The 26766-nt window shown below is 73.1% G+C and carries 27 protein-coding genes; 1 reads left to right on the top strand and 26 read right to left on the bottom strand.

Annotated elements, in window-relative coordinates; translation table 11 throughout:
- Positions 1 to 133: 133 nt before the first annotated feature.
- The 11 genes from argH to ACPCK6_RS24910 all read right to left on the bottom strand — a co-directional run bounded on the left by argH (position 134) and on the right by ACPCK6_RS24910 (position 12558).
- Positions 134 to 1597, bottom strand: a complete 1464-nt coding sequence (gene argH / locus ACPCK6_RS24960; RefSeq protein ID WP_030271078.1) for an argininosuccinate lyase — start codon at positions 1595 to 1597, stop codon at positions 134 to 136.
- Between the two features lie 14 nt (positions 1598 to 1611).
- On the bottom strand, positions 1612 to 2817 hold the full coding sequence (locus tag ACPCK6_RS24955; RefSeq protein ID WP_423482386.1) for an argininosuccinate synthase: 1206 nt from the start codon (positions 2815 to 2817) through the stop codon (positions 1612 to 1614).
- Complete coding sequence (locus ACPCK6_RS24950) at positions 2814 to 3326, bottom strand: arginine repressor (RefSeq protein WP_423482385.1); 513 nt, start codon at positions 3324 to 3326, stop codon at positions 2814 to 2816. Before ACPCK6_RS24950 ends, ACPCK6_RS24955 begins: the two co-directional genes overlap by 4 nt.
- Positions 3323 to 4249, bottom strand: coding sequence for an ornithine carbamoyltransferase (gene argF, locus ACPCK6_RS24945; protein WP_423482384.1), 927 nt, complete (start codon positions 4247 to 4249; stop codon positions 3323 to 3325). The genes ACPCK6_RS24950 and argF overlap by 4 nt, the downstream gene beginning before the upstream one ends.
- Entirely contained in the window at positions 4246 to 5520 is a 1275-nt protein-coding gene (locus ACPCK6_RS24940) for an acetylornithine transaminase (protein WP_423482383.1), read from the bottom strand. The genes argF and ACPCK6_RS24940 overlap by 4 nt, the downstream gene beginning before the upstream one ends.
- Complete coding sequence (gene argB / locus ACPCK6_RS24935; protein WP_423482382.1) at positions 5517 to 6404, bottom strand: acetylglutamate kinase; 888 nt, start codon at positions 6402 to 6404, stop codon at positions 5517 to 5519. Before argB ends, ACPCK6_RS24940 begins: the two co-directional genes overlap by 4 nt.
- The gene (gene argJ, locus ACPCK6_RS24930; protein WP_423482381.1) at positions 6401 to 7573 is read right to left on the bottom strand and encodes a bifunctional glutamate N-acetyltransferase/amino-acid acetyltransferase ArgJ; all 1173 of its coding nucleotides are present in this window, start codon (positions 7571 to 7573) and stop codon (positions 6401 to 6403) included. Before argJ ends, argB begins: the two co-directional genes overlap by 4 nt.
- Positions 7570 to 8571 carry an N-acetyl-gamma-glutamyl-phosphate reductase gene (gene argC / locus ACPCK6_RS24925; protein ID WP_423482380.1) on the bottom strand — a complete coding sequence of 334 codons (1002 nt, stop codon included), beginning with the start codon at positions 8569 to 8571 and terminating at the stop codon, positions 7570 to 7572. The genes argJ and argC overlap by 4 nt, the downstream gene beginning before the upstream one ends.
- 134 nt (positions 8572 to 8705) lie before the next feature.
- Entirely contained in the window at positions 8706 to 9353 is a 648-nt protein-coding gene (locus ACPCK6_RS24920; protein WP_423482379.1) for a hypothetical protein, read from the bottom strand.
- A gap of 167 nt (positions 9354 to 9520) precedes the next feature.
- Positions 9521 to 11779: an NACHT domain-containing protein gene (locus ACPCK6_RS24915; protein WP_423482378.1), complete on the bottom strand. Its 2259-nt coding sequence runs from the start codon at positions 11777 to 11779 to the stop codon at positions 9521 to 9523.
- A complete protein-coding gene (locus tag ACPCK6_RS24910) occupies positions 11776 to 12558 on the bottom strand; it encodes a hypothetical protein (RefSeq protein ID WP_423482377.1) in 783 nt (260 codons plus the stop codon). The genes ACPCK6_RS24915 and ACPCK6_RS24910 overlap by 4 nt, the downstream gene beginning before the upstream one ends.
- A 195-nt stretch (positions 12559 to 12753) precedes the next feature.
- Between ACPCK6_RS24910 and ACPCK6_RS24905 the strand changes: the two genes are divergently transcribed.
- Positions 12754 to 13638, top strand: coding sequence for a Crp/Fnr family transcriptional regulator (locus ACPCK6_RS24905; RefSeq protein ID WP_396880446.1), 885 nt, complete (start codon positions 12754 to 12756; stop codon positions 13636 to 13638).
- 70 nt (positions 13639 to 13708) lie between these two features.
- Here ACPCK6_RS24905 and pheT read toward each other — a convergent pair whose 3' ends face one another.
- The 15 genes from pheT to ribD all read right to left on the bottom strand — a co-directional run.
- Positions 13709 to 16291 (bottom strand): phenylalanine--tRNA ligase subunit beta, encoded by a 2583-nt coding sequence (gene pheT, locus ACPCK6_RS24900; RefSeq protein ID WP_423482376.1) that lies wholly within the window; start codon positions 16289 to 16291, stop codon positions 13709 to 13711.
- A gap of 26 nt (positions 16292 to 16317) precedes the next feature.
- Positions 16318 to 17412, bottom strand: coding sequence for a phenylalanine--tRNA ligase subunit alpha (pheS, locus tag ACPCK6_RS24895; RefSeq protein ID WP_423482375.1), 1095 nt, complete (start codon positions 17410 to 17412; stop codon positions 16318 to 16320).
- Positions 17413 to 17579: 167 nt separating this feature from the next.
- On the bottom strand, positions 17580 to 18464 hold the full coding sequence (locus ACPCK6_RS24890; RefSeq protein ID WP_423482374.1) for a TrmH family RNA methyltransferase: 885 nt from the start codon (positions 18462 to 18464) through the stop codon (positions 17580 to 17582).
- Positions 18465 to 18496: 32 nt separating this feature from the next.
- The gene (gene rplT, locus ACPCK6_RS24885) at positions 18497 to 18889 is read right to left on the bottom strand and encodes a 50S ribosomal protein L20 (RefSeq protein ID WP_043324928.1); all 393 of its coding nucleotides are present in this window, start codon (positions 18887 to 18889) and stop codon (positions 18497 to 18499) included.
- Positions 18890 to 18921: 32 nt separating this feature from the next.
- Positions 18922 to 19116 (bottom strand): 50S ribosomal protein L35, encoded by a 195-nt coding sequence (rpmI, locus tag ACPCK6_RS24880; RefSeq protein ID WP_007075851.1) that lies wholly within the window; start codon positions 19114 to 19116, stop codon positions 18922 to 18924.
- 19 nt (positions 19117 to 19135) lie between these two features.
- The gene (gene infC, locus ACPCK6_RS24875; protein WP_043324929.1) at positions 19136 to 19783 is read right to left on the bottom strand and encodes a translation initiation factor IF-3; all 648 of its coding nucleotides are present in this window, start codon (positions 19781 to 19783) and stop codon (positions 19136 to 19138) included.
- A gap of 325 nt (positions 19784 to 20108) precedes the next feature.
- A complete protein-coding gene (locus tag ACPCK6_RS24870; RefSeq protein WP_318333501.1) occupies positions 20109 to 20582 on the bottom strand; it encodes a PH domain-containing protein in 474 nt (157 codons plus the stop codon).
- A complete protein-coding gene (locus ACPCK6_RS24865; RefSeq protein WP_423482373.1) occupies positions 20579 to 21541 on the bottom strand; it encodes a DMT family transporter in 963 nt (320 codons plus the stop codon). The genes ACPCK6_RS24870 and ACPCK6_RS24865 overlap by 4 nt, the downstream gene beginning before the upstream one ends.
- Entirely contained in the window at positions 21538 to 22383 is an 846-nt protein-coding gene (hisG, locus tag ACPCK6_RS24860; RefSeq protein ID WP_423482372.1) for an ATP phosphoribosyltransferase, read from the bottom strand. Before hisG ends, ACPCK6_RS24865 begins: the two co-directional genes overlap by 4 nt.
- 43 nt (positions 22384 to 22426) lie before the next feature.
- Positions 22427 to 22690: a phosphoribosyl-ATP diphosphatase gene (locus ACPCK6_RS24855; RefSeq protein ID WP_046564676.1), complete on the bottom strand. Its 264-nt coding sequence runs from the start codon at positions 22688 to 22690 to the stop codon at positions 22427 to 22429.
- A 163-nt stretch (positions 22691 to 22853) separates the two neighbouring features.
- A complete protein-coding gene (ribH, locus tag ACPCK6_RS24850; RefSeq protein WP_091424378.1) occupies positions 22854 to 23351 on the bottom strand; it encodes a 6,7-dimethyl-8-ribityllumazine synthase in 498 nt (165 codons plus the stop codon).
- Between the two features lie 4 nt (positions 23352 to 23355).
- The gene (locus ACPCK6_RS24845) at positions 23356 to 24621 is read right to left on the bottom strand and encodes a bifunctional 3,4-dihydroxy-2-butanone-4-phosphate synthase/GTP cyclohydrolase II (RefSeq protein ID WP_318333498.1); all 1266 of its coding nucleotides are present in this window, start codon (positions 24619 to 24621) and stop codon (positions 23356 to 23358) included.
- Positions 24618 to 25313, bottom strand: coding sequence for a nicotinamide riboside transporter PnuC (gene pnuC, locus ACPCK6_RS24840; RefSeq protein ID WP_260026045.1), 696 nt, complete (start codon positions 25311 to 25313; stop codon positions 24618 to 24620). The genes ACPCK6_RS24845 and pnuC overlap by 4 nt, the downstream gene beginning before the upstream one ends.
- Positions 25313 to 25915, bottom strand: a complete 603-nt coding sequence (locus ACPCK6_RS24835) for a riboflavin synthase (RefSeq protein ID WP_396880454.1) — start codon at positions 25913 to 25915, stop codon at positions 25313 to 25315. The genes pnuC and ACPCK6_RS24835 overlap by 1 nt, the downstream gene beginning before the upstream one ends.
- 1 nt (position 25916) lies before the next feature.
- The coding region (gene ribD / locus ACPCK6_RS24830; protein ID WP_423482371.1) for a bifunctional diaminohydroxyphosphoribosylaminopyrimidine deaminase/5-amino-6-(5-phosphoribosylamino)uracil reductase RibD at positions 25917 to 26766 on the bottom strand (850 nt) is incomplete at its 5' end.

Genomic DNA, 26766 nt, shown 5'->3' with positions numbered 1-26766 from the left:
AAGTAGGACACCTGTAGATCTTGGAAGATTAGCGCCCCTATGGGGGCCATTTCGTACCAAGATCTCGCGCGGGGCGCGGGGCGCGGGGGCTGGTCCGGGCGGGCGAGCGCCTGGCCCGGACCAGCCGCGCAAGTCAGCGGGGGACGACCCGCTCGGCGGCCCACTCCCGCCAGCCGGTCAGCTTGTCCGCCGCGGCGGCGAGCTGGTCGGCGACCGGGCCGGGGCCGGTGGAGCCGGGCGTGATGCGCGCGGCGAGCGCCGAACGCACCGACAGCACGTCACGCACCGACGGGTCCAGGTGCTCGCTCACCGCTGCGAGATCGGCGTCGGACACCTCGTCCAGCGCGCAGTCGCGGGCCGCGCAGAGCGCCACCAGCTTGCCGGTGATCTCGTGCGCGTCGCGGAACGGCACGTTGCGCCGCACCAGCCAGTCGGCGACCTCGGTGGCCAGCGAGAAACCCGACGGCGCGCTCGCGACCAGCCGGTCCACCCGGACCGTCATCGTGGAGATCATCCCGGCCAGCGCGGGCAGCAGCAGTTCCAGCGTGTCGACCGCGTCGAACGCCGGCTCCTTGTCCTCCTGCATGTCCCGGTCGTACGTCATGGGCAGGCCCTTGAGCATGGTGAGCACGCTCATCAGGCCGCCGACCAGCCGGCCGGACTTGCCCCGGGCCAGCTCGGCGATGTCCGCGTTCTTCTTCTGCGGCATGATCGACGAGCCGGTGGCGAAGGCGTCGTCCAGCTCGACCCAGCCGAACTCCTGCGACGTCCAGAGCACCACCTCCTCGCCGAGGCGGGACAGGTGCACGCCGATCATGGCGGTGACGAACAGGAACTCGGCCACGAAGTCGCGGTCCGCGACCGCGTCCATCGAGTTGGCGAACGAGGTGCGGAAACCCAGCTCCTTGGCGACCGCCACCGGGTCCAGCGGCAGCCCCGAGCCGGCCAGCGCACCAGCGCCGAGCGGGCTGATCGCGGTCCGCTCGTCCCAGTCGCGCATCCGCTCCAGGTCGCGCAGCAGCGGCTGCACGTGGGCCAGCAGCCAGTGCCCGAACGTCACCGGCTGGGCGTGCTGCAGATGCGTCATACCCGGCGCGGCGGTGTCCACGTGCCGCTCCGCCTGCTCGACGAGGGCCTCGGCCAGCTCGACCAGCCGGGCCGCGACGCCGCGGGCGTGGTCGCGCAGGTAGAGCCGCAGGTCGGTGGCGACCTGGTCGTTGCGGGACCGGCCGGCGCGCAGCTTGCCGCCGAGGCTGCCGAGCCGTTCCAGCAGGCCGCGTTCCAGCGCGGTGTGCACGTCCTCGTCGTCGACGGTCGGGCGGAACGCGCCGGAGGCGCACGCCGCCTCCAGGTCGTCCAGTGCGGCCAGCATCCGGCCCAGTTCGTCCGGGTCGAGCAGGCCGGCGCCGGCGAGGACCCGGGCATGCGCCCGGGAACCGGCGATGTCGTACGGGGCGAGGCGCCAGTCGAACTGGACGCTCACCGACAGCCGCGCGAGCGCCTCGGCGGGACCGCCGGCGAACCGGCCGCCCCAGAGGCTCGTCCGGTTGGCGGGGGCGCTGTTCTCGGTCAGGCTCTTGTCGTCCACCCCACCCATTGTGGTGCCCCCCATCAGGCCCCTCCCATCCGGGCGTCCCGTTGTGCGGCCATCGTGCTGGGCAGTCCCCACAGTCGTACGAATCCCTTCGCCAGCGACTGGTCGAACGTGTCGCCGGTGTCGTAGGTGGCAAGGCCGAAGTCGTAGAGGCTCGCCTCGGAGCGCCGGCCGGTGACGACCGCCCGGCCGCCGTGCAGGCGCAGTCGTACCTCGCCGGTGACGTGCCGCTGGGCGTCGTCGATGAACGCGTCCAGCGCGCGCTTCAGCGGCGAGAACCAGAGCCCGTCGTAGACGAGTTCAGCCCAGCGCTGGTCGACGCCGCGCTTGAACCGGGCGAGATCCCGCTCGGCTGTCACCGCCTCCAGTTCCTGGTGGGCGGTGATCAGGGCGAGCGCGCCGGGCGCCTCGTACACCTCGCGGCTCTTGATGCCGACCAGCCGGTCCTCGACCATGTCCAGCCGGCCCACGCCGTGCGCCCCGGCCCGCCGGTTCAGCTCCCGGATCGCCTCGTAGGGCGTGACCGTCTCGCCGTCGATCGCGACCGGTACGCCGCCGTCGAACGTGATCACCAGGTCGTCCGGGTCGCGTTCCGACGCCGGGTCCTCGGTGTACGCGTAGAGGTCCTCGACCGGGGCGTTCCAGATGTCCTCCAGGAAGCCGGTCTCCACGGCCCGGCCCCACAGGTTCTGGTCGATCGAGTACGGCGACTTCGCCGACACGTCGATCGGCAGCCCCTTCTCCTCGGCGTACGCGATCGCCTTGTCCCGGGTCCAGGCGAAGTCCCGGGCCGGCGCGACGACCGTCAGGTCCGGCGCGAGGGCGGCCAGACCGACCTCGAACCGGACCTGGTCGTTGCCCTTGCCGGTGCAGCCGTGCGACACGATCGTGCCGCCGTGGGCGCGCGCCGCCGCGACCAGGTGCTTGACGATCAGCGGCCGGGACAGCGCGGACACCAGCGGGTAGCGGTCCATGTAGAGGGCGTTGGCCCGGATCGCCGGCAGGCAGTAGTCGGCGGCGAACTCGTCGCGGGCGTCGACCACCTCGGACTCGACGGCGCCGCAGTCGAGCGCGCGCTGCCGGATCACCGCCATGTCCTCTCCGCCCTGCCCGACGTCCACGGCTACCGCGATCACCTCCGCGCCGGTCCGCTCGGCCAGGTACGGGATCGCGACCGAGGTGTCCAGGCCCCCGGAGTACGCGAGCACGACCCGCTCGGTCACGAGGTGCCCCCTTCGGCGGTGTCGTCGCGGCGGGCCCACGCGGCGAGCCGCTCACCCAGCGCGGCGCCGCCGTCGGCCTCACGGGCCACGACGAGGATGGTGTCGTCGCCGGCGATGGTGCCGACGATCTCGGACAGGCCGGCCCGGTCCAGCGCGCTGGCGAGGTACTGCGCGGCGCCCGGCGGGGTGCGCAGCACCGCGATGTTGCCGCTGGAGTCGACGCCGTTCAGCAGTTCACGCAGCAGCCGGACCAGCCGGGCCGGTGCGCCCTCGGCGTCGCGCAGCGGCCGGTGCCCGTCCTCCGGGATCAGGTAGACGCCGCGCCCGTCGCCGCCCCGCGCGGTCACCGCTCCCAGTTCCTTCAGGTCCCGCGACAGCGTGGCCTGGGTGACCTGGATGCCGTCCCCGGCGAGCCGGTCGGCCAGCTCGGTCTGCGAGTGGATGGGGGTGTCGCGGATCAGCTCGACAATGCGGGCGTGCCGCGCGGCGCGGGTCAGCGGAGCGGTCATGCGGATTCCTCCAGGAGAAACGTCAGCAGCGCCTTCTGGGCGTGCAGCCGATTCTCCGCCTGGTCGAACACCGCGCTGTGCGGGCCGTCGAGCGCCTCGTCGGTGATCTCCTCGCCCCGGTGGGCGGGCAGGCAGTGCAGCACGATCACGCCGGCGTCGGCGTGGCCGAGCAGCGCGGCGTTGACCTGGTACGGCAGGAACGGGGTGATCCGGTCCAGCCCGTCGTCCTCCTGCCCCATCGACGTCCAGGTGTCGGTGGCGACGACGTGCGCTCCGCGTACCGCCTCGACCGGGTCGGTGAACAGCTGCACCGACCCGCCGGTGGCGGCGGCGATCTTCTCGGCGCGGGCCACGATCTCCGGGTCCGGCTGGAACCCCTCCGGACCGGCGATCCGCACGTGCATCCCGGCGGTCGCCCCGGCCAGCAGGTACGAGTGGGCCATGTTGTTCGCCGCGTCGCCCACGTACGTCACGATCCGCCCGGCGGTGCCGCCGAAACGCTCCCGCACGGTGAGCAGGTCGGCCAGCAGCTGGCAGGGGTGGTACGTGTCGGTGAGCGCGTTCACGACGGGCACCGTGGCGTGCTCGGCGACCTCGGCGATCCGGTCTTCGCCGTGGGTACGCAGCACGATCGCGGCGACGTAGCGGGACAGCACCCGGCCGGCGTCGGCCAGCGTCTCGCCCCGGCCGAAGTGGGTGACCTGGGTGTCCACCACGAGCGGGTGCCCGCCCAGCTCGGCGATGCCCACGTCGAACGAGATCCGGGTACGCAGGCTCTGCTTGTCGAACAGCACCGCCACCGACTTCGGCCCGGTCAGGGGCTGGTGCGCGTACCGGTCGGCCTTCATCCGGGCGGCGAGGTCGAGCACGGCGGCCTGCTCGGCGGGCGTGAGGTCGTCGTCGCGCAGGAAGTGGCGGATCATGCGGGAGCCTCCGTCGGGGTCGTGGCGTCGGGCGCGGCGGTGCCGGCGGAGGGGCCGGGCACGGCGGCCTCGGCCGGTGCGGCGGTGCCGGTGGTGGAAGGTGCCGGCGCGGCGGCGGACAGCGCGGCCGGCAGCGCGGCGAGGAACGCGTCCGCCTGCGCCGCGGTGAGGATCAACGGCGGGGCGAGCCGGACCACGTCCGGCTGCACCGGGTTGACCAGGAAACCCGCCTCGCGCAGCGCCGCGGCGGCCGTGGCGGACACCGGCTGGTCGAGCACGATGCCGAGCAGCAGCCCGGCGCCGCGCACCTCGCGGACCAGCGGATGCCCGAGCGCCTCGACGCCGCGCCGCAGCCGCTCACCGACGCGCTTGACGTGGTCGAGCAACCCTTCGTGCGCGATCGTGGAGACGACCGCGAGCGCGGCGGCGCAACTGATCGGGTTGCCACCGAACGTGGTGCCGTGCGAGCCCGGGGTGAGCAGGTCGGCGGCCCGGCCGAAGGCCAGGCAGGCGCCCAGCGGCAAGCCACCGCCGAGGCCCTTGGCGAGCGTGATCACGTCCGGCTCGACGCCGTCGGCCTGGTGGGCGAACCAGTGGCCGGTGCGGCCGACGCCGGTCTGCACCTCGTCCAGCACCAGCAACGCGCCGTGCGCGGCGGTGATCCGCCGGGCCGCGGCCAGGTAGCCGGGCGGCGGGACGACCACGCCGTTCTCGCCCTGGATCGGCTCGATGATCAGCATGGCGGTGTCGCCGGTGACGGCCTCGGCCAGCGCGGCGGCGTCGCCGAACGGCACGTGCGTCACGTCGCCGGGCAGCGGGCGGAACGGGTCGGCCTTCGCGGGCTGCCCGGTCAGCGCCAGCGCGCCCATGGTCCGGCCGTGGAAGCCGCCGTGGGTGGCGACCACGTGCCGGCGGCCGGTGAGCCGGGACAGCTTGAACGCGGCCTCGTTGGCCTCCGCGCCGGAGTTGGCGAAGAAGACCCGGCCCGGGCGTCCGGCCAGCGCGAGCAGCAGTTCGGCCAGCGCCACCGGCGGCTCGGCGACGAACAGGTTGGACACGTGCCCGAGCGTCGCCACCTGCTTGCTGACGGCGGCCACCACCGCCGGGTGGGCGTGGCCGAGCGCGTTGACGGCGATGCCGCCGAGCAGGTCGACGTACTCCCGGCCGGTCTCGTCGGTCACGACGGCGCCGGAGCCGGAGACGAGCGCCAGCGGCGGCGTGCCGTAGTTGTCCATCATGGTGGCGTTCCACCGCTGCACGAGCGTGCTCATGAGTCGATCACCATCGTTCCGAAGCCCTCCGACGTGAACACTTCCAGCAGCGTGGAGTGGGCGACCCGGCCGTCGACGACGTGCGCGGCCGGCACTCCCCCGCGCACCGCCCGCAGGCAGGCCTCCATCTTCGGGACCATGCCCGACTCCAGGGACGGCAGCAGCTTCGCCAGGTCGTCCGCGGTGATCTCGCTGATCAGGCTGGACGTGTCGGGCCAGTCGGCGTACAGGCCGGGCACGTCGGTCAGCACGACCAGCTTGCGGGCGTCCAGCGCCACCGCCAGCGCGGCGGCGGCGGTGTCCGCGTTGAGGTTGTGCAGCACCCCGTCGGCGTCCGGCGCGACTGTCGAGATGACCGGGATCCGGCCGGCCTCGATCAGGTCGGTCACCGCCGAGACGTTCACCGACTCCACGTCGCCCACCTGGCCCACGTCGACCGCTTCGCCGTCCACGTACGCGGAGCGGCGCACGGCGGTGAACAGCCCGGCGTCCTCGCCGGAGAGGCCGACCGCGTACGGGCCGTGCGCGTTGATCAGCCCGACCAGTTCCCGGCCGACCTGACCGACCAGGACCATCCGGACCACGTCCATCGCCTCCGGGGTGGTGACCCGCAGGCCGCCCCGGAACTCACTGGCGATGCCCAGGCGGCCGAGCATGGCGGAGATCTGCGGGCCGCCGCCGTGCACCACGACCGGCTTCAGGCCGGCGTAGCGCAGGAACACCATGTCGGCGGCGAACGCCCGCTGAAGTTCGGGGTCGACCATGGCGTTGCCGCCGTACTTGACCACGACCGTGGCGCCGGAGAAACGGGCCAGCCAGGGCAGCGCCTCGATCAGCGTGGCGGCCTTGGCCTGGGCCCGGGTGAGGTCAGCGGAGAGGTTCATGTGGAATAAGCCGAGTTCTCGTGGACGTACGCGTGCGACAGGTCGTTGGTCCAGATGGTGGCCGCGTCGGTGCCGGCGTGCAGGTCGATCCGGACCGTGACACCGCGGCCGGTGAGGTCCACCTTGGCGCGGTCCTCGGCGGCGGCGCCGCCCCGGCACACCCAGATGCCGTTGACCGCGACGTCCACGCCGTCCGGCTCGAACACGGCGGCCGTGGTGCCGACCGCGGCGAGGATCCGGCCCCAGTTCGGGTCGTTGCCGAACAGCGCGGTCTTCACCAGGTTGTTGCGGGCCACCGTGCGGCCCACCTCGACCGCGTCGTCCTCGCTCGCCGCGCCGACCACCTCGATCGCCACCTCCTTGGTAGCGCCCTCAGCGTCGGCCAGGAGTTGCTGGGCCAGGTCGTGGCAGGCGGCGGTGACCGCGGCGGTCAACTCCTCGGCGGTCGGCTCGATGCCCGAGGCGCCGCTTGCGAGCAGCAGCACCGTGTCGTTCGTGGACATGCAGCCGTCGGAGTCGATCCGGTCGAACGTGATCCGGGTGGCGGCGCGCAGCGCGGCGTCCAGGGCATCAGGCCCGGCCACCGCGTCGGTGGTGAGCACGCAGAGCATGGTGGCCATGGCCGGGGCGAGCATGCCCGCGCCCTTGGCCATGCCGCCGACGGTCCAGCCCGTACCCTGCGCCACAGTCGTCTTGGGCCGGGTGTCGGTGGTCATGATGGCCTCGGCGGCGGCCGGGCCGCCGTCGCGGGACAGGCCGCGCGCCGCATCGCGTACGCCGGGAAGCAGTTTGCCCATCGGCAGCCGCTCGCCGATCAGGCCGGTCGAGCACACCGCGACCTCGCCCGCGCCGACGATCAGCCGGGCGTTCGCCGCGGTGATCGCGGCGGCGGTGTGCTCGGCGGTGGCGTGGGTGTCCTGGAAGCCGGCCGGGCCGGTGCAGGCGTTCGCGCCGCCGGAGTTGAGCACCACGGCGCGCACGACGCCGCCGTGCACGACCTGCTGGCTCCACAGCACCGGCGCGGCCTTGACCCGGTTGGCGGTGAAGACACCGGCCACACCGGCGTCCGGGCCGTCGTTTATGACGAGGGCGACGTCGGCGGCGCCGGAGGACTTCAGTCCGGCCGCGACACCTGCGGCGCGGAACCCACGGGGGACGGTGACGCTCACGGGGCCACTCCAAACACGGACAGACCGGTGGTCTCGGGGAGACCCACCATCAGGTTGGCGTTCTGCACGGCCTGGCCGGCCGCGCCCTTGCCCAGGTTGTCGATAGCGCTGACCACGATCACCCGGCCCGAGTCGACGTCGACAGTCGCCTGGAGGTGGCAGGAGTTCGACCCGGCGGTGGCGGCGGTGTGCGGCCACGATCCCTCGGGCAGCACGTGCACGAACGGCGCGTCGGCGTAGGCGGCGGCCAGCACCGCGCGCGGGTCGGCGTCGCCGGTGGGCACCGCGGTGACGGTGGCCAGGATCCCCCGGGGCATCGGCGCGAGCACCGGGGTGAAGGACATGCCGGTCGCGCCGGTGGCCTGCTTGATCTCCGGCACGTGCTGGTGCGCGCCCACCTTGTAGGGGGTCAGGTCGCCCATCACCTCGCTGCCGAGCAGGTGGGCCTTGGCGGCCCGGCCCGCGCCGGAGGTGCCGGAGGCGGCGACCACCACCACGTCGTCGGGGCGTACCGCACCGGCGGCGATCAGCGGTGCCAGCGCCAGCGTGGTCGCCACCGCGTAGCAGCCGGTGCTGGCGACCCGCGACGCGGCGGCGATCTCGGCCCGCTGGCCGGGCAGCTCGGGCAGCCCGTAGGTCCAGGCGCCGGCGTGCTCGCCGCCGTAGTAGCGGGACCAGGCGCCGGCGTCGCGCAGCCGGTGGTCCGCGCCGAGGTCGACCACCTTGACGGTGTCGGGCAGCGCCGCGGCGAGCGCCACGGACTGCCCGTGCGGCAGGGCCAGGAACACCAGGTCCGCGTCGGCGAGGGTCGCCGGTTCGGTCGCGGCGAACACCAGGTCGAGGCCCGCGAGATGCGGGTGTACGGCGGTGACCGGCTGGCCGGCCTGGCTGTGCGCGGTGGCGGCGATCAGCTCGAACTCGGGGTGACCGGCGAGCAGGCGCAGCAGTTCGCCCCCGGCGTATCCGCTCGCCCCGGCCACAGCAACCCGAATGCCCATACCCACCTCCGCATGACTATGCAGAGAAGGCTACCAGCGGCAAGGCGAGTAGTGCAAGTTCATGCAGCATACTGCATGAAGCTGCGGCCGGGCGGCCCTTCCGATCCCCTCCCAGGAGGGCCGCCCGGCCAGGATCAACCTCGCTCGACGAGCCCGTGCTGAAGCTCATAGGTGCGGAGTGCCGCATCCCAGGCCTGGGTGTACTCCGACGGGCCCATGTTCAAGTCGTTGTGACCCCGGACCGCCTCCCGGAGCAGTTCCACCAACTCCGGCACGGTCTCCCGGCGCTCTGCCACGTACCGACGGAACACCTCGGCGAACTGCTCCCCGGTCAGCCGGGCGGCATGCATCGTCACCGGGTCACCTTCGAGATTCTGGAGCACCGCGCACCACCGTCGGGTCAGGTCATCGGCTTGGCGGGCCCTGACCTTCTGCAGCTCGTGGTCACACTCCAACTTGATCCGCTCCTCCCAGTACGGCCGCAGCCGCTCGCGGACCCGCTCGTCGGGGCTGACACGGACCTGGGCGGTGAAGGAGGGGGCTGTCCCCTGCCGGGGCCAGCGCTGGCCGGACAGATGCGCGTTCAGGGCCTGCTCCAGCTCGTGGGAGCGGTGCGGCTCATGCCGCCGGGCCAGATCGACCGCTTGTTCCCGGAGGATGCCGCACGCCCACGTCAGGTAGCCCTCGGCCCGGAACCGCAGTTCCTCGAACGTCATCCGGTGCGCCGTCCAGACGTAGACGGCGTACAGGCGGAAGTCGAAGGCGTCACCTTTCGCCGGCACCAGGAGGGGCTGCGGAACCTCCTGACGAAACGACACGGCGACGGGAGCAGGCGGGACGGGGGAAGCGATGGTCGACGGGGCGGGCGGGAAGACGGTGTGCCACCAGCGGCGTGCCGGCTGATCCGGAGCGGAGGAGGGGGTGCTCGAAGGCGCTGTGGGAGGGGTGGTCATCTCTGTTCCTCGTTCGTGAGTCGTCGTACGTCGTCGAGTAGGGAGTTGCCGGGCATCAGGGGCTGCCAGACGTGCTGAATCTGGTGGTCCAAGCGACGCCGGAGGGGCTCTCGGCCGGCCACCACCGCCGTGAGCAGCTGTCCGCAGTACATCGCCACCTCAGGCTGTCCGTCCGCGCGGCTGAGCCAGAAACCGAGCGTTCGCCAGGCGCGAAACGCGGTTCCCGGGATGGCGAGCGCGGCGGCCCAGCAGGTGGCCAGATCCGGTAGTTGGACGGTGCCGCGCCGTGTCAGGTCGAGCAGTTCGGGCCAGTGTTCCCGCGGCACGGGTGACCACCGGTCGGCCAGGATCCGCAGCGCCCGGCCGGCGTGCAGGCGCACCTCCGGGTGGGTCGAGACGGCCCACTCCGCCAGCGTGGCCGTCACCTCCGCGGTGTGCCCTGCGTCGTACACCTCCACGAGGCCCCGGACCACGGAGTTGTGCCAGCGCTGCATCCGTGCCTCCGCCACCTGACGCAGGTGGAGCAGCGCGCTCTCGGGCCAGAGACGAGCGAGGCCGAGAGCGTAGGCCCGAGCCACGGTGTCCCGGCGGTGCGCCGTGCCACTGTCGGCCCAGCGGTCCAACTCGGCGCGAAGCCGATGACGCAGCGAGGGCTGCATGGCCATCGCGACCAGAGCGATCGCCGCCGTCTGACGCACACCGGCGCGTCGTTCCCGTGCCAACTCGTCCACGGCCAGCAACGCGGAGCGCACCGCGAGACTCGCCGACCAGCCGATGGCGCCCGCTGCGGCCTGCCGGACGCCGGGCACGTCGCTGCGGGCGAGATCAACCCACCACCGCAGAAGCCGCTCCGGGTGCCACCAGTCCTGCCAGGCGACCTCCAGGAGGCTGGAGCGAAGTGCGTCGTTGGCCGGGATGAACTCCACTCGTCGCCCGCCCGGCACTCGATCGTCGTCGACCACCCGCACCGCCTGACGAAGTTCGGGCCCCATCAACTCGTCAAGCGCGGACCCGCGGCCAGGCATGACCGCCTGCGGCAGGTCGTCCGCCGCAAGACCGGTCAACGATCGTGCGGCGTGGTGGACCTCCGACACCGGCTGGCCGGCGAGTACCGCGCAGGACAGGCGGAACGCACGACGATCGCCGGCAGCCCAGAACTCCGACGGGTGCTGCCCGTCGGAGCAGTCGAGAATGCGAGCCGCCCGCTCCCGCACCTGCCCCGGCAGCAGGCGTTCCAACCGCTGCGTCAGATCCGCGCCGTTCACGGGGTTGCGGGCGATGGACTCCACCAAGCGGACCACCTCGCCCGGGCGCGGATCGCCGCGCAGGTAGGCGATCATCAGCGGGTGCCCGACGGCTTCGTCCTCGACATAGCGATCGACGCACGCTCCGACGCACTCGTTGCCACATCGCCCGACGCACCGGCCGCGCAGATGCCGCCGTAGTTGGGCCCGGAAGACATCCGCAGCGCCGGGAGGCCGATGCTCGACGATCTGGTCGGTGAACTCCCGGCCCCGCGACTGGAAATCACCGACGAGCACCACCGTGCAGCCCACCGCCTCGGCCCGAGCTGCCGCGCCGACCAGGGTCATACCGTCCAGGTCCCGGATCGCCGCGTCGCCCAAGGGCAGGACGTAACCGTGCCCGGCTCGGAGGATGCCGGCGGTCCGGATCAGATCTCCGAGGCTCTCCACGTGGATCAGGCCCACCCGGTCGTAGCCGTGCCGTCTGGCGGAGGCCAGACACGCCGCCGTGTAGCGGCCCGTACCTTCCGGTCCGGAGAGACACAGCAGCCCTCGGCGCTTGAGCCGCCGGTCGAGGTACTGATCGCTCGACGCCGGCGCGTACCCGTCCGCGGACTGTCGGACTGTGGCTCCACTCAACGTCTCCGACCAGCTCCGGCCGTCCCCGACGCCGGCCATGGTGACGTGCATCGCGCCGATGGCGGTGGCTCCGGTCCCGGTCGCGTTCTGGCCCTGAACGTGTACATCCCCGACCTCGATCCCCGCCGGTGCGCCGAGCAGCGCGGAGAGCCGGCCGATGATCTCGCGCGGGTCGAGTGACGGATCGTCCTCCGTCTCCTCCGTCTCCTCCGTCTCCTCCGCGAGGCCTTGCTCATCCGCAGCCGACGGATCGGCGCCGGGGCCGGCCCCGTCGATCGTGGCGCGTACAGCCTCTCCGCCGTCATCCGGGTGGACCGGCGGGACCGGCACCGGGGCACCGTCGGTCTCCGGCGGGGGTACGTGGGCGATCATCGTCCGGTCCCGTCCCGATCGATGATCGCGTCGCGGCCGACCGATCCGATCGCCGTCGCGTTCGGGCCGACAGCGCTCTGCCCGTGGACCTGGAGGCGGCCGATCCGGATGCCGGCGTCGCCGGGATGCTGCGGTTCGGCCGAACGGCCGAGGGAGTCGGGTTCGACGTCGCCTGCCGGGTCTACCGTTCGCGGTTCACCGACCGGCAACGACGACATGTCCTCGTCGACCACGTAGAGCCAGGCGATCTCCTCGAAGCCCTTGTCCGGGTGGCTCACCCGAACCTTGCGAAACCGCTCGGGCCGCATCTCCTCGGGGTACTCCTGGACGACGTTCCGGTAGATGTCGTCGGAGACGACGAGCGCGACTCCGGCGTCCCGGAAGGCGGCAAGAGCGCGCTTCAGCGGAGCGGAGTCGCAGAGCCGGCAGACGAGGACGACTGCCGAACCCGGGAAGCCGTTCGCGCCGTCCAGGTGTACGAGGCCCTGATGGACGGCCACCCGCAGCCGGATCCGCGCCGCCGGCACCCGGCTGACGTTGTACGCACGCAGCCGTCGGTTGAGCTCCGGGACGAATCGGCCGATGATGAGCGCCTCGTGTGCGTCCCGCGGGAGAATCGCCAATTCCCCGTCACCGGCCTGCTGGGTATGCCACTGTGTCCGGTCCAGTCCGACCAGCGCGGCGGCCTCATGCAGGAGGCGCCGGAACTCCTGCTGCGCCTCGTACTGCTGGACGTTGCTGCGGCGGCTGTACCGCTCCATGTCCACGCTGATCAACATTCGTCGCTCGGGATGGTGCATCCGGTGTCGCCCCTTCGTCACTCACCCGCCGGAACGGCGGGACCACAAGGGACATCGAATCCGGGTCGCCCGAGCCGCACCCCGTAGAAGTACGGCATCCGCCGCGCATGTCCGGAACCGGTCTTCCCGCCTTCGTCGGGGATTCGGCAGGCGGAGCCGCGATGGACTGGACGCATGATCGACGTTCTCAGCGAGTTACTACTCGACGCGGGCTGGCACCCGGCGGCAGTGCTGTCCGTGGTGGCGATCTACGTCGGGGCCGCCGCACTGATACGCCGCGCGTCGCGCTCCGCTCAGCTTCGGCTACGCTTCGACGGTCTTCGCTGGCTGGCGAGAATGGGGTTGTCGATGCGTCGAGGGGCACCGCCCCAGGCCGAGTGGCCGTACGGGACCTTCCTCCGGCGGCTGCGCCCCGCAGATCGGGAGATCGTCCTGGGTCTCGGTGTCCGACGCCAGGTACCCGCCGGTCAGATCCTCATCCACGAGGGCATCCGGGAATCGCACCTGGTGCTCTTGGAGGAGGGGTTGACCAAGGTGACGGCGAGCCTCCCCGACGGTCGGTCGGCGCTGCTCTCACTGCGCGTCGGTGGTGACCTGGTCGGTGAGATGTCCGCCCTGAACGATCAACCCCGCTCGGCCACAATCACCACCTGCGGTCCCACGCGGTACAGCGTCATTCCCAGAGACCGGTTCACCCGATTCCTCAAGGAGCACCCCGAATCCGCGCTCGAACTCGCGGCGATGGTGGCGGATCGGCTGCGCTGGTCCAACCGGCGCCGCATCGACTTCACCTCGTACCACGTCAAGATCCGCGTGGCCCGGGTGATCGCGGAGCTGTGCCGGACGCACGGTCGGCGGAGTCCGGAAGGTGTGGTCATCGACGTCCGCCTGACCCAGCCGGAACTCGCCACGATCTGCGGTGCGGCGGAGACATCGATTCAGAAGGCCCTGCGCGAGCTACGCGCTGAGCGGCTCGTGGACACGGACTACCGGCGGATAACGGTCCGGGATCTGCCAGGCCTGCGAGGTCTCGGCGAGTTGCCTTCCGACGACGAGTAAGCCGTACGGTCGACGGCTGTTAAAAGGGGACCCCTCCTCTACCCGAGGCGTTAAGAGGGGGCCCCTCCTTTCATGCGCCGCGCAGGGTGGCGCCGAAGCGTTCGGCGGCAACCGCCACCGCCGCGTCGCGCGCCGCCACCGCCTCTTCGCCCGCGAGGGTCCGGTCCGGGGCGCGGAACGTCAGCTTGTACGCCAGCGACTTGCGTCCCTCGCCGAGCTGCTCGGAGGTGTAGACGTCGAACAGACGGACGTCCTCCAGCAGCGGGCCCGCGCCCTCGACCAGGGCCGCCCGCACCTCGGCCGCCGGCACCGTGTCGTCCACCACCAGCGCCACGTCGATCAGGGCCGGCGGGAACGTGGAGATGGTCGGCCCGGCGACCAGGGGGGCGGCCGGCAGCGCGTCCAGGTCCAGCTCCATGGCGCTGGTCCGCCGGGGCAGCTCCAGCGCGGCCAGCACGGCCGGGTGCAGCTCACCGGCGTGGCCGACGACCACGTCGTCCACCACCAGTTCGGCGCAGCGGCCCGGATGCCAGGGCGCCCGCTCCCCGGCCCGTACCGTCACCCGGTCGGCGGGGATCCCGGCGGCGTCGAGCACCGCCCGGCCCGCCTCGACCGCGTCCGCCCAGCCGGCCGCGCGGCCCGCGCCCCACCAGCCGGCCGGTTCGATCTCGCCGGTGAGCGCCACCGCGACGTGCCGGGGCTGGGCGGGCACCACGGCGTCGGCGGCGGCGAACTCCTCGTCGGTGGGCCGTCGGTCCACGCCCATTGCGGGCGGGGCGCCGGCGCCGGGACGCGGGTGGAAGACCGTGCCGATCTCGTAGATCGCCACGTCCCGCTGACCCCGGCCGACGTTGCGCTTGACGATGCCGAGCAGCGGGCCGAGCAGCGTGGTGCGCAGCAGCGGCTCCTCCTCCGACAGCGGGTTCGCCAGCCGTACCGCGGGGCGGCGCGGGTCGTCGGCGGGCAGGCCGAGCTGGTCGACCAGGTCCGGCGCGACGAACGGCTGCGCCAGCACCTCGACGTAGCCGCGCTCGGCGAGCGAGCGGGCGACGGCCCGGCGGCGCTGCTGCTGCCAGGTCAGGCCCCGGCCGGGCGGCGCGGTGGGCAGCACCGACGGCACGCGGTCGTAGCCGTCGAGGCGTACCACCTCCTCCACCAGGTCGGCCGGGTCGGTCAGGTCGGGCCGCCAGCTCGGCGGCGTCACGGTCAGCACCTCACCGGCGGCCGAGCCGGTCGTGCCGACGGCGCCCGGATCCTCGGCGAGCCGGTCCGCGCCGCGAGTGACGGTGCAGCCCACCTGCTCCAGCAGCTCCACCACCCGGTCCGGCGAGTACGTCACGCCGACCCGCCGCGACGGCAGGTCCACCGGCAGCGTCACCGGCGTACGCGGCGCCACGTGGTCGATGTCGAGCACCTCGTCGCCCGCGGTGCCGCCGGCGAGGTCGGTGAGCAGCCGGACCGCCTTGTCCAGCGCGACCAACGGCAGCGCCGGGTCGACGCCCCGCTCCCACCGCTTCGCCGCCTCGCTGAACAGCTTGTGCCGCCGCGCGGTACGGCCGACGGTGGCCGGATCCCAGTGCGCCGCCTCGAACAGCACGTTCGTGGTGGAGGCGAGCACCTCGCTGGTCTCGCCGCCCATCACCGCGGCGAGCGAGATCGGGACGCCGGCGTCCTCGCCTGCGAGGGCGTTGGGCAGCCCAGCGTCGCAGATGACCAGGTCCTCGGCGGACAGCGTCCGGTTCACCCCGTCCAGCGTGGTCAGCTTCTCCCCCGCCTCGGCGCGGCGCACCACGAGCGTCCCGGCGATCCGGTCCGCGTCGAAGGCGTGCATCGGCTGGCCGAGTTCGAGCATCAGGTAGTTGGTGATGTCGACGGCGAGCGAGATGCTGCGCACCCCGGCCACGGTGAGGCGCTGCCGCATCCAGCCGGGCGTCTCCACCGTCGGATCGACGCCGCGCACCATCCGCGCCGCGAACCGGTCGCAGCCGACCGTGTCGCGGACCTCCACCGGGTACGCCGGCTCGGCGGTCGCGCCGGGCGCCGGCGCGTCGGCCGGGTCGCGGAACGGCACGCCGAGCGCGTGCGACAGCTCCCGGGCGATGCCGCGCACGCTCAGCGCGTACCCGCGGTCCGGGGTGATCTCCATCTCGACCACGACGTCGTCCAGGCCGACGACGGGCCGGGCGTCGTCGCCGGGCTGGGCCTTGACGTCCTCGGGCAGCACGACGATGCCCGAGTGGTCGTCGCCGAGCCCCAGCTCCTGCGCCGAGCAGATCATGCCGTGGGAGTTGCGCCCGTACGTCTTGCGCGCGCCGATCGCGAACCCGCCGGGCAGCACCCCGCCGGGGAGGATCACCACCACCTTGTCGCCCACGGCGAAGTTGCGCGCACCGCAGACGATCTCCTGCGGCTCACCGGTGCCGTTCGCGGCGCCGACGTCCACCCGGCAGAAGCGGATCGGCTTCTTGAAGCCGGTCAGCTCCTCGATCTCCAGGACCTCGCCGACGACCAGCGGGCCGGTGACCGACTCGCGCAGGTCCACCACGGACTCGACCTCGATGCCGAGGTCGACCAGCGCCTGCTCCAGGTCGCCGGTGGGCAGATCGGCCGGCAGGTCCACGTACTCCCGCAGCCAACTGACAGAGACTCGCATGACTGTTAAACCACCGTTCCCGTAGCTCAGGCGCCGAACGCGCGGGTGAACCGCACGTCGCCCTCGGCCATGTCCCGCATGTCACTGACGCCGTGCCGGACCATCACGGTCCGGTCGATGCCCATGCCGAACGCGAATCCGGAGTAGACCTCCGGGTCGATGCCGCAGGCGCGCAGCACCCGCGGGTTGACCATGCCGCAGCCGCCCCACTCGACCCACTGCGGACCGTCCCGGTGCTCCGGGAACCAGACGTCGAACTCCGCCGACGGCTCGGTGAACGGGAAGTAGTGCGGCCGCCAGCGCGTCTTCGCACCCTCGCCGAACATGGCCCGGGCGAAGTGGTCGAGCGTGCCGCGCAGGTGCGCCATGGTGATGCCCTTGTCCACCACCAGACCCTCGACCTGGTGGAACACCGGCGCGTGGGTGGCGTCCAGTTCGTCGGTGCGGTAGACCCGGCCGGGCACCACCACGTAGATCGGCGGCTTGCGGGTGAGCATGGTGCGCGCCTGCACCGGCGACGTGTGGGTGCGGAGAACGAGGCCCGAGCCCGCAGAGCCGGCCGAAGCCGCGGCGGAGCCGTCGGCGGGTGCGATGTGGAACGTGTCCATCAGGCCGCGCGCCGGGTGGTCGGCCGGGATGTTGAGCGCGTCGAAGTTGGTCCACTCCAGCTCGACCTCGGGGCCCTCGGCCACCTCGTAGCCCATGCCGATGAACAGGTCGCTGATCTGCTCCATCAGCACGCTCAGCGGGTGGCGGGCACCGCGCGGCCGGCGGTCGTACGGCAGGGTCACGTCGACCCGCTCCTCGACCAGCACCCGCGCGGCCCGTTCCCGGTCCAGGATCTCCTGCCGGGCGGCGTACGCGGACTCGATGGCCCGGCGGGCCTCGTTGACCCGCTTGCCGGCGTCGGCCTTCGCGGCCGGCGGCAGCGCGCCGATCTCCCGGCGGGCCAGCGACACCGGGGACCGGTCACCGAGGTGCGCGGGGCGCAGCGCGGTGAGCGCGTCCGGGTCGGCGGCCTCGGCGAACGCCTTCTCGGCGTCGGCCACGGCCCCGGCCAGGGCGTCCGGGTCGAGCAGGGCGACCTGCTTCGGGTCGTACGGATCGTTGCGGTAGCTCATGGTGAACGGGCACTCCCTCACGGCGGCGCCGACCCTCACGGGTGGCTAGGCGAGTCTACGGACGCGCGGCTTCGCCGCAGCCCGCCGGTGGGGAGTCGTGCAGGGGGAAGGTCAGGCCCGCCGCCCGCCGACACCGGCGGGCTGGCTAAACGAACGCCGTGGCGCGTTCATGACGAGGCGGACTCCCCTGCTGTCTCTCGCGTGCCCCGGGGGACACGCAGTGCTCTGGCGGAAGAATACAGGCAGACTGCGGCGGCCGCAGCCAGGTTCAGGCTCTCCGCGCGCCCGTGCAGCGGCACCCGGACCCGGGCGTCGGCGGCGCCGGTCAGCTCCTCGGGCAGGCCGTGCGCCTCCGAGCCGAACAGCCACGCGGTGGGGGCGGCCAGCCGTCCCGAGTCGGCGAGGTCGTCGAGGTCGCTGTCGCCGTACCCGGTGGTGGCGAAGATCGTGAGGCCGGCGGCGCGCAGCGCCTCGACGGCGGCGAGCGGGTCGGCGGCGCGCACCACGTCGACGTGGAAGAGGCTGCCGGCGGAGGCCCGCACGCACTTGCCGTTGTAGGGGTCGACCGCCTCGCCCGCGAAGACCACAGCGCCCGCGCCCGCCGCGTCGGCGGTGCGCAACACGGTGCCGGCATTGCCCGGGTCGCGGATGCCGGCGAGCACCGCTACCAGTCGCGGCGCGCGCGCCACGGCCTGTTCCAGGGGTACGTCGAGGTGCCGGCACACCGCCACCAGGCCCTGCGGCGCGACGGTCTCGGCAAGCGCGGCCAGGGCGTCGTCGGTCACCTCGGAGACGGGCACGTCGGCCCGGGCGGCCGCGGCGGCGAGGTCGGCGTACCTGTCGAGCGCCGCCGGGGTGCCGAACAGCTCGACCACGGTGCCGGTGCGGGCGAGCGCCTCCCGGACCGCCTGCGGTCCCTCGGCCAGGAACCGGCCGGCCTGGTCGCGGTCGCGCCGGCGCTGCAGCCGGCGGGCCGCCACGACCCTGGGGGTACGCGGGGTGAACGGTCCGGGAACGGCGTCGAGGCGCCTCCCCTGCGAACGTGACTGCATGGGAGACGCCTCGATCTGCCGTACGGGGTGGGTCAGGCGGCCTGAGCCGCGGCGCCACCGGTGCCCTCGGCCGCCACGGCGGCACGGGCCAGCTCGACGATCGCCGCGAACGAGGCGGCGTCGTTGACGGCCATGTCGGCCAGGATCTTCCGGTCGACCTCGATGCCGGCCAGGCGCAGGCCCTGGATCAGCCGGTTGTAGGTCAGGCCGTTGGCCCGGGCGCCGGCGTTGATCCGCTGGATCCAGAGCTGCCGGAAGTCGCCCTTGCGGTCGCGGCGGTCCCGGTAGGAGTACTGCATCGAGTGCAGCACCTGCTCCTTGGCCTTGCGGTACAGCCGGGAGCGCTGACCGCGGTAGCCGCTCGCGGTCTCCAGCAGGGTACGACGCTTCTTCTGGGCGTTCACAGCCCGCTTGACGCGTGCCATCTCAACTCCTTCTTCGGTTCAGGTGGCTCGCGTCAGCGGCCGAGCAGCTTCTTGATGCGCTTGGTGTCGGCCTTGGCCAGCTCGACGGTGCCGGTCAGCCGACGGGTCTGGGTGCTGGGCTTCTTCTCCAGGTTGTGGCGAAGGCCGGCCTGCTGGGCAACGATCTTGCCCTTGCCGGTCACCTTGACCCGCTTGCCCATACCCGTGTGGCTCTTCATCTTCGGCATTGGAACGTCTTCTCCCCTGTTACTGGCCGCTGGTCTCAGCGGTCGTGCCGGTCTCGCCGGCTGCTGCGGTGTCGCCGGCCGCCGGGGTCTCGCCGGCCGGAGCGGCCGGTTCCTCCGCCGCCCGGTCGCGCGGTCCACCGCGGGACGCCGTGGCGGCGACCGCGGAGGCCTTGACGGCCCGGTGCGGAGCGAGAACCATGATCATGTTTCGGCCGTCCTGCTTCGGCGCGGCCTCGACGTATCCCAGGTCCGTGATCTCGGACTCGAGCCGGCGCAGGAGCCGGTAACCCAGCTCCGGGCGGCTCTGCTCGCGACCGCGGAACATGATCGTCACCTTGACCTTGTCGCCGGCCTTGAGGAACCGCACCACGTGACCCTTCTTGGTCTCGTAGTCGTGCGGGTCGATCTTCGGCCGGAGCTTCATCTCCTTGATGACGGTCTGCTGCTGGTTACGCCGCGCTTCGCGCGCCTTGAGTGCGCTCTCGTACTTGAACTTGCCGAAGTCCATGAGCTTGCACACCGGCGGGCGCGCCATCGGCGCAACCTCGACCAGGTCCAGGTCGACGTCCGCGGCCAGCTGCAGGGCGCGCTCCAGCGGGACGATGCCCACCTGCTCACCCTCAGGGCCGACCAGTCGGACCTCACGTGCCCGGATCTGCTCGTTCACGCGTGGTTCGACGCTGATGGGGCCTCCTCGAGTCGAGTCTCCTACGGTGCCGACTCCGTGGGCTCCCGGGTGGGAGCCGACCCGGAAAGCAGAAGGCCCCGGCGTATGCCAGGGCCCACTCGACCGGTCGGCACGATCACAGGATCGCGCATCCGGCGTCGGGACGTGCCCGAAACCGGGGACCGGACCCGGCCACCGTGGCGGCGACTCGGGTGGGAGCGGGCGCTCCGCTTCTCGACCGCCCGCGCGTCAGGGACGGGGGCAGTCTGGTCGACTCCGCAACACTACACCCTCGGCCCAGGCCCGCCCAAACCGGGCTCGCTGGTCAGCGGGGTGCCGACTGGCCGGCGGACAGCGCCGCCAGGTGCGCCTGGTGCAGGCGGCGCAGCGCGCGGACCGCCTCGACCGCGCTCTCCTTGTCGGCGGCCTGCAACGCGACCATCGGCAGCAGGTCGTCGTCGTGCAGCTCCAGGCTGGCCCACGGGGCGCCCCTGTCGAACCGGACACCGCGGACGACCTCCCACGGCAGCTCGTACGAGCTGAACACGTTGCGCACCCGGACGCCCTTGGCGTCGGCGATCACCCGGGGGCGGGTGAACAGCAGGAAGCCGAGCGCGCCGAAGAAACCCAGGCCGATCATGGCGAACTGGTCGCCGCGCTGGAACGTGCCGTAGCCGTTGCCGGTGGCGCCGGTCAGCGACGTCGCGACGAGGCTGAACACGACGAACAGCGTGACGGCCGACACCCAGCAGACGACCCGGACGCGGCGGGGTCGCACGGTCACCACGGAATCGCTCACCCGACCAGTCTGCCATCCGGTTCACGAGCGCCTTCGGCCGCCACACGGTCCGGGCCGCGCCGGCGCAGGCTGGTGACCACCACGGCGAGCAGCGTGAGCAGGGCGCCGGCCAGTACCGGCAGCCGGACACCGGGGCCGCCGGGCAGGACCAGGTCCAGCAGCAGCGCGCCGCCGAGCTGCCCGGCCACCAGCGCCAGGCCGGTCCGCAGCACCCCGGCGGCGCGTACCCCGACCAGCAGCGAGAGCACGATGCCGACACCGAGCAGGCCGCCGACGTAGAGCCACCACTGGCCGGGCCAGCGGGGCTGGCTCGCGAGCGCTCCGGTCAGCGCCGCGACCGCGCCGATCACCACGGTGCTGACCGCGAAGTTGACGGCGAGGCCGGCGGCCGGGCCCACGGTGGCGGCGACCCGGCCGTTGAGCGCGGACTGCGTCGCCACCGCCAGCCCGCCCAGGACGCAGAGCAGCACCAGCCCGACCGCCAGGTCACCGACCGGGCGGCCGAGCTGCGCGAGCGCGACAGCGCCGACGCCGAGCACCGCACCGCCGACCCGGGGCACTGTGAGCGGCATCCGGCCGGTCGCGGCCAGCCCGGCCCGGTCCACCGCGAGGCCGCCGAGGCTGCCACCGGCCACCTGGGCGATCGTGAACACCGCCACCCCGAGCACCGGCACCACCACCGGCGCGACCAGCACGATCACCGCGCCGCCCACCCCGCCGAGGTACGCCCACCAGGGCAGCCCGGAGCGGCGCAGCCCAGCCAGCCCGGCGCGCATCGACGGCAGCGCCACGATCCCGGCCAGCACCAGCAGGCAGCCGCCGAGGTTGTTGACGACGGCGCCGAGGACCGGGGCGCCGGTCCGCTCCCCCATCTCGGCGTTCACCGCGCCCTGGGCGGCCGACGCCACGCCACCCAGGACGACCACCGCGAGCGCGGCCGGGAGCGGCAGCGGCCTCACAGCCGGCAGGCGTGGATGTTGGTGACCAGGATTGCGCGGGCGCCCAGCTCGTACAGCTCGTCCATGATCCGGTGCACGTCGTCGCGGAGCACCATCGCCTGCACCGCGACCCAGCCCTCCCGGTGCAGCGGCGAGACCGTCGGCGACTCGATGCCGGGGGTCAGCGAGCTGGCCCGGTCGAGCAGGCCGGCCGGCACGTCGTAGGCGAGCATCACGTAGCGCCGGGCCACCAGGACGCCGTGCAGCCGGCGCTGCAACTGCTCCTGCTGGGGGCCGCCGGGCGCACCCGCGCGGCGGACCAGCACCGCCGAGGAGCGCAGCAGCGGCTCGCCGAACACCACCAGGCCGGCCTGGCGCAGCGTCGCGCCGGTCTCCACCACGTCGGCGACCACGTCGGCCACGCCGAGGCGGATGGCGTTCTCCACCGCGCCGTCCAGGCGGATCACGTCGGCCTTGACGCCCAGCTCGGCCAGGTGCCGCTCGACCAGACCCGGGTACGCGGTGGCGATCCGGTGCCCGCCCAGATCCCGGACGTCGTCCACGTCCTGCGGGCGGGCGGCGAACCGGAAGGTGGCCTGGGCGAAGGCGAGGTCCACCACCTCCTCGGCCGGAGCGCCGGAGTCGATCAGCAGGTCGCGGCCGGTGATGCCGACGTCCAGGTCACCGGAGCCGACGTAGGTGGCGATGTCCTTGGGACGCAGGTAGAAGAACTCGATGTCGTTGGGCTCGTCCCGGCAGACCAGGTCCTTCGGGTCGGTGCGCTGGCGGTAGCCCGCCTCGCGCAGCATCTGGGCCGCCTTCTCGGCCAGTGCGCCCTTGTTGGGTACTGCGACACGCAGCATGGGAGTGCTCCTTCGTTCGATCGGATGATCAGCGGACGGGCACTCACAGATGTCGGTAGACGTCCTTCAGGTCCAGGCCGGTGGCGAGCATCAGCACCTGCGCCTGGTAGAGCAGCTGGGAGATCTCCTCGGCGGCCCGCTCCGGGCCCTCGTGCTCGGCGGCCATCCACGACTCGGCCGCCTCCTCGACGACCTTCTTGCCGATGAAGTGCACGCCCTTCGCGAGCGCCTCGACCGTGCCCGAGCCCGGGGTGCCGGCGGCGGCCTTGGCCTGCAGCTCGGCGAACAACTCCTCGAACGTCTTCACGGAAGGCGATTCTTCCAGCCGCCCCGGGTGAGCACGCCCACCGGGTCCACCCGCGTCCTCCCCGCCACGCGCCGATCATGAAGTTGGCGGCAATCGCTGTCCTTTTTGTCTCCGTCAACTTCATGATCGCCGGGCTGGGCGCGCGCTCCGGAACGCCGGTGGGTCAGGCGAAGCCGACCCGGTGGGCGGACTGGGCGTCGAGGGCGCGGACGGCCAGCGCGGCGTCCAGCGCCGCGACCGTCGCCGACCAGCCCTTGTCCTCGGCCGAGCCGGGCAGCCCGGCCCGATCCCGGGCCTGCTCGATGGTGTCGACCGTGAGCACACCGTGCGCCACCGGCTTGCCCTCGTCCAGCGCCACCCGGGTCAGCCCCTCGGTGACCGACTGGCAGACGTAGTCGAAGTGCGCCGTCGCGCCGCGTACCACCACGCCGAGCGCGACCACCACGTCGAAGCGGCGGGCCATCGCCTGCGCCACCACCGGCAGCTCCACCGACCCGGCCACCCGGGCCACCACGGCCCGCGCCCCGCACGCCTGCGCGGCGGCCACGGCCCGCTCGGTCATGTGGTCGGTCAGGTCGCCGTGCCACCGGGCGGCCACCACGCCGACGGTCATCCCGGCGGCGTCCACCGCGGTCACGCCCGGCTCACCGAAACCCGCCATCGCCCTACGCTCCGATCTCGTCACCGGCGACCGGGCGGCCCATCGGCGCCTCGGTCACCTCGTCCAGTCCGTCCAGCAGGTGACCCATCCGGTCCCGCTTGGTGCGCAGGTAGCGCACGTTCTCCGGGTTGGACCGCACGGGCAGCCCCTCCCGGCCGGTCACGGTGAGGCCGTACCCCTCCAGCCCGGCCCGCTTGGCCGGGTTGTTCGTCAGCAGCCGCATCGACCGCACACCCAGGTCGTAGAGGATCTGCGCGCCGGTGCCGTAGTCGCGGGCGTCGGCCGGCAGGCCCAGGTCGAGGTTCGCGTCCACGGTGTCGCGGCCCTGGTCCTGGAGCTGGTACGCCTGGAGCTTGTGCAGCAGGCCGATGCCCCGGCCCTCGTGCCCGCGCACGTAGAGGACCACGCCGCGACCCTCCTGAGCGACCCGGGCCAGCGCGGCCTGCAACTGCGGCCCGCAGTCGCAGCGCAGCGAGCCGAACACGTCACCGGTGAGGCACTCGGAGTGCACCCGCACCAGCACGTCCCGCCCGTCGCCGAGGTCGCCCATGACCAGCGCGACGTGCTCGGCCGGGTCGTGCTCGGCGCGGTAGCCGAGTGCCTTGAACACGCCGTACGGGGTGGGCATCCGGGCCTCGGCAGCCAGCTCGACCTGCTTCTCGGTACGCCGCCGGTGTGCGATCAGGTCCGCGATGGTGACGAGCGTCAGCCCGTGTTCGGCGCAGAACTTCTCCAGGTCCGGCAGGCGCATCATGGTGCCGTCGTCGTTCACCAGCTCGCAGAGCACCCCGGCCGGGCGCAGCCCGGCCATCCGGGTCAGGTCCACCGCCGCCTCGGTGTGCCCGGGGCGGCGCAGCACCCCGCCGGCGCGGGCGCGCAGCGGCACCACGTGGCCGGGCCGGGCCAGGTCGGTCGGGCCGGTGGCGGCGTCGGCGAGCAGCCGGATGGTGTGCGACCGGTCGGCGGCCGAGATGCCGGTGCTGACGCCCTCCCGGGCGTCCACCGTCACCGTGTACGCGGTGCCGCGCCGGTCCTGGTTGGTGTGGTGCATCGGCGGCAGGTCGAGGCGGTCGCACTCGTCCTCGGTCAGCGGCACGCAGATGTAGCCGGAGGTGTAGCGGACCATAAACGCGACCAGCTCCGGCGTGGCCAGCTCGGCCGCGAAGATCAGGTCGCCCTCGTTCTCGCGGTCCTCGTCGTCGACCACTACCACCGGACGCCCGGCGGCGATGTCCGCCACCGCCTGCTCGATCGAACCGAACGTGCTCATGCCACGGCCTCCGAGTACGTCGCCGGGATCGGGGCGGGCGCGGTCGCGACGGCCCGGGAGGTGCGCCACCAGCTGTACAGGCCGGCCGCGCAGAACGCGCCGTAGACCAGGTACATGGCGGCCGACGGGTAGAAGCCGCCGCGCAGCAGCAGCGGTACGCCGACCGCGTCGACGGCGATCCAGATCAGCCAGAACTCGACCCAGCCGCGGGCCATGCCGTACGTGGCGAGCAGGCTGCCGACCAGGATCCAGGCATCGGGCAGCGGCCCCCACGAGCCGAGCGCGGCGAGCACCGGGTAGGCGGCGGCGGTGCCGACGACGGCGGCGACGAGCAGGCCGAGCCGCTCCGGCCAGGTGGCCCAGCGCGGCACCACGGCCGGCTCGTCCCCGCCACCGGCGCGCCGGTTCCGCGACCAGCGCCACCAGCCGTACACGCTGACGGCGAAGAAGAAGACCTGCCGGCCGGCCTGGCCGTAGAGGTCGTGTGCCTGCGGGGTGACGAAGACGCCGCCGAGGAACACGGTCAGCAGCAGCGCGTTGCCGATCATGCCGACCGGCCAGGCCCAGACCACACGGCGCAGCCCGAGCAGCGCCGAGCCGAGCCCGAAGACGTTGCCGACGATCTCGCGGACCAGCACCGGCGAGCCGGCCACGTGCACCTGGGCGTCGAGCAGCCAGCCGAGCGGGCCCATCACCGGGCACCCCGGTCGCCGAGCAGCCGCTCGACGTACTTGGCCAGCACGTCGACCTCCAGGTTGACCGGGTCGCCGACCTGCTTCGTGCCGAGCACCGTGAGCTTGAGCGTGGTGGGGATCAGGCCGACGGAGAACCAGTCGTCGCCCGCCTCGGCGACGGTCAGGGACACGCCGTCGACGGTGATCGAGCCCTTCTCCACCACGTACCGGGCCAGCCCGGCGGGCAGCCGGAACCGCACCGTCTCCCACTGCGCCGCGGGCTCCCGGGCGACGATCTCGCCGACGCCGTCGACGTGGCCCTGCACCAGGTGGCCGCCGAGGCGGCTGTTGAGCGCGGCGGCCCGTTCCAGGTTGACCGGGTCGCCGGGGCGCAGCACGCCGAGCGCGGTACGGCGCAGCGTCTCGCCCATCACGTCGGCGGTGAACACGCCGCCGTCGACGTCGACCACGGTCAGGCAGACACCGTTGACGGCGATGGAGTCGCCGTGCCGGGCGTCCGAGGTGACGAGCGGGCCGCGGATGGCGACCAGCGCGGAGTCGTCGCCGGTCTCGGTGCTCCGGACGATCTCGCCCAGTTCCTCGACGATGCCGGTGAACATGTCAGCCCTCCCTCTTCCGGGGCAGCGCGGTGATCCGCAGGTCGGGACCGACCCGCGTAACGTCGGTGATCTCCAGATCGATGGCGTCGGCGATGGTGCTCACGCCGGCGTCGAGCAGCGCGGTCGGACCGGCGCCGAGCAGCTTCGGCGCCACGTAGCCGACGATCCTGTCGATCAGGCCGGCGGCGAGGAATGCGCCGGCCAGCGTCGGCCCGCCCTCCAGCAGCGCGGCCCGCACGCCGCGGTGGTGCAGCTCCGCCAGCAGCGCCGCCAGGTCGACCCGGCCGTCCGGCCCGGCGCCGACCTCCGCGGCGGTCGCCACCCAGGTGCGGGCGGCGCCGTCGCGGACCCGGGCGTCGGCCGGGGTACGCCCCGAGCTGTCCACCACCACGCGCAGCGGCTGCCGGATGGCGAGGGTGCCGTCGCGCAGGTTGCGGGCGGTCAGACGGGGGTCGTCGGTGAGCACGGTGCCCACCCCGGCGAGCACCGCGTCGACGGTGCCGCGCAGCGCGTGCACGTCGACCCGGGCCGCCTCCGAGGTGATCCACATGCTGGTGCCGTCGGCGGCGGCGGACCGCCCGTCGAGCGTGGCCGCGTACTTCCAGATCACGTACGGCCAGCCGCGGCGCATCGAGGTGAGCCAGGCCACGTTGCCGGCCTCGGCCTCCTGCGCGCGTACCCCGAGGGCGACCTGGACCCCGGCGGCGCGCAGCGTGGCGGCACCACCGGAGGCGACCGGGTTGGGGTCGGGCACGGCGATCACCACGCGGGACACCCCGGCGGCGATCAGGGCGTGGCTGCAGGGGCCGGTGCGGCCGGTGTGGTCGCAGGGTTCCAAGGTGACCACCGCG

It is taken from the genome of Micromonospora sp. AB353, assembly GCF_049538395.1.
Taxonomy (GTDB): domain Bacteria; phylum Actinomycetota; class Actinomycetes; order Mycobacteriales; family Micromonosporaceae; genus Micromonospora; species Micromonospora aurantiaca.
Note: the sequence above shows the minus strand (reverse complement) of the source record. Positions and strands in the feature narration are given on the sequence as shown.

What these genes read in the sequence shown, in the direction of transcription:
- argH (WP_030271078.1), bottom strand. Translation starts at nt 1,597, where the DNA reads ATGGGTGGGGTGGACGACAAGAGCCTGACCGAGAACAGCGCCCCCGCC.
- ACPCK6_RS24950 (WP_423482385.1), bottom strand. Translation starts at nt 3,326, where the DNA reads ATGACCGCTCCGCTGACCCGCGCCGCGCGGCACGCCCGCATTGTCGAG.
- argF (WP_423482384.1), bottom strand. Translation starts at nt 4,249, where the DNA reads ATGATCCGCCACTTCCTGCGCGACGACGACCTCACGCCCGCCGAGCAG.
- ACPCK6_RS24940 (WP_423482383.1), bottom strand. Translation starts at nt 5,520, where the DNA reads ATGAGCACGCTCGTGCAGCGGTGGAACGCCACCATGATGGACAACTAC.
- argB (WP_423482382.1), bottom strand. Translation starts at nt 6,404, where the DNA reads ATGAACCTCTCCGCTGACCTCACCCGGGCCCAGGCCAAGGCCGCCACG.
- argC (WP_423482380.1), bottom strand. Translation starts at nt 8,571, where the DNA reads ATGGGCATTCGGGTTGCTGTGGCCGGGGCGAGCGGATACGCCGGGGGC.
- ACPCK6_RS24915 (WP_423482378.1), bottom strand. Translation starts at nt 11,779, where the DNA reads ATGATCGCCCACGTACCCCCGCCGGAGACCGACGGTGCCCCGGTGCCG.
- ACPCK6_RS24910 (WP_423482377.1), bottom strand. Translation starts at nt 12,558, where the DNA reads ATGTTGATCAGCGTGGACATGGAGCGGTACAGCCGCCGCAGCAACGTC.
- ACPCK6_RS24905 (WP_396880446.1), top strand. Translation starts at nt 12,754, where the DNA reads ATGATCGACGTTCTCAGCGAGTTACTACTCGACGCGGGCTGGCACCCG.
- pheT (WP_423482376.1), bottom strand. Translation starts at nt 16,291, where the DNA reads ATGCGAGTCTCTGTCAGTTGGCTGCGGGAGTACGTGGACCTGCCGGCC.
- pheS (WP_423482375.1), bottom strand. Translation starts at nt 17,412, where the DNA reads ATGAGCTACCGCAACGATCCGTACGACCCGAAGCAGGTCGCCCTGCTC.
- ACPCK6_RS24890 (WP_423482374.1), bottom strand. Translation starts at nt 18,464, where the DNA reads ATGCAGTCACGTTCGCAGGGGAGGCGCCTCGACGCCGTTCCCGGACCG.
- rplT (WP_043324928.1), bottom strand. Translation starts at nt 18,889, where the DNA reads ATGGCACGCGTCAAGCGGGCTGTGAACGCCCAGAAGAAGCGTCGTACC.
- rpmI (WP_007075851.1), bottom strand. Translation starts at nt 19,116, where the DNA reads ATGCCGAAGATGAAGAGCCACACGGGTATGGGCAAGCGGGTCAAGGTG.
- hisG (WP_423482372.1), bottom strand. Translation starts at nt 22,383, where the DNA reads ATGCTGCGTGTCGCAGTACCCAACAAGGGCGCACTGGCCGAGAAGGCG.
- ribH (WP_091424378.1), bottom strand. Translation starts at nt 23,351, where the DNA reads ATGGCGGGTTTCGGTGAGCCGGGCGTGACCGCGGTGGACGCCGCCGGG.
- ACPCK6_RS24845 (WP_318333498.1), bottom strand. Translation starts at nt 24,621, where the DNA reads ATGAGCACGTTCGGTTCGATCGAGCAGGCGGTGGCGGACATCGCCGCC.
- pnuC (WP_260026045.1), bottom strand. Translation starts at nt 25,313, where the DNA reads ATGGGCCCGCTCGGCTGGCTGCTCGACGCCCAGGTGCACGTGGCCGGC.
- ACPCK6_RS24835 (WP_396880454.1), bottom strand. Translation starts at nt 25,915, where the DNA reads ATGTTCACCGGCATCGTCGAGGAACTGGGCGAGATCGTCCGGAGCACC.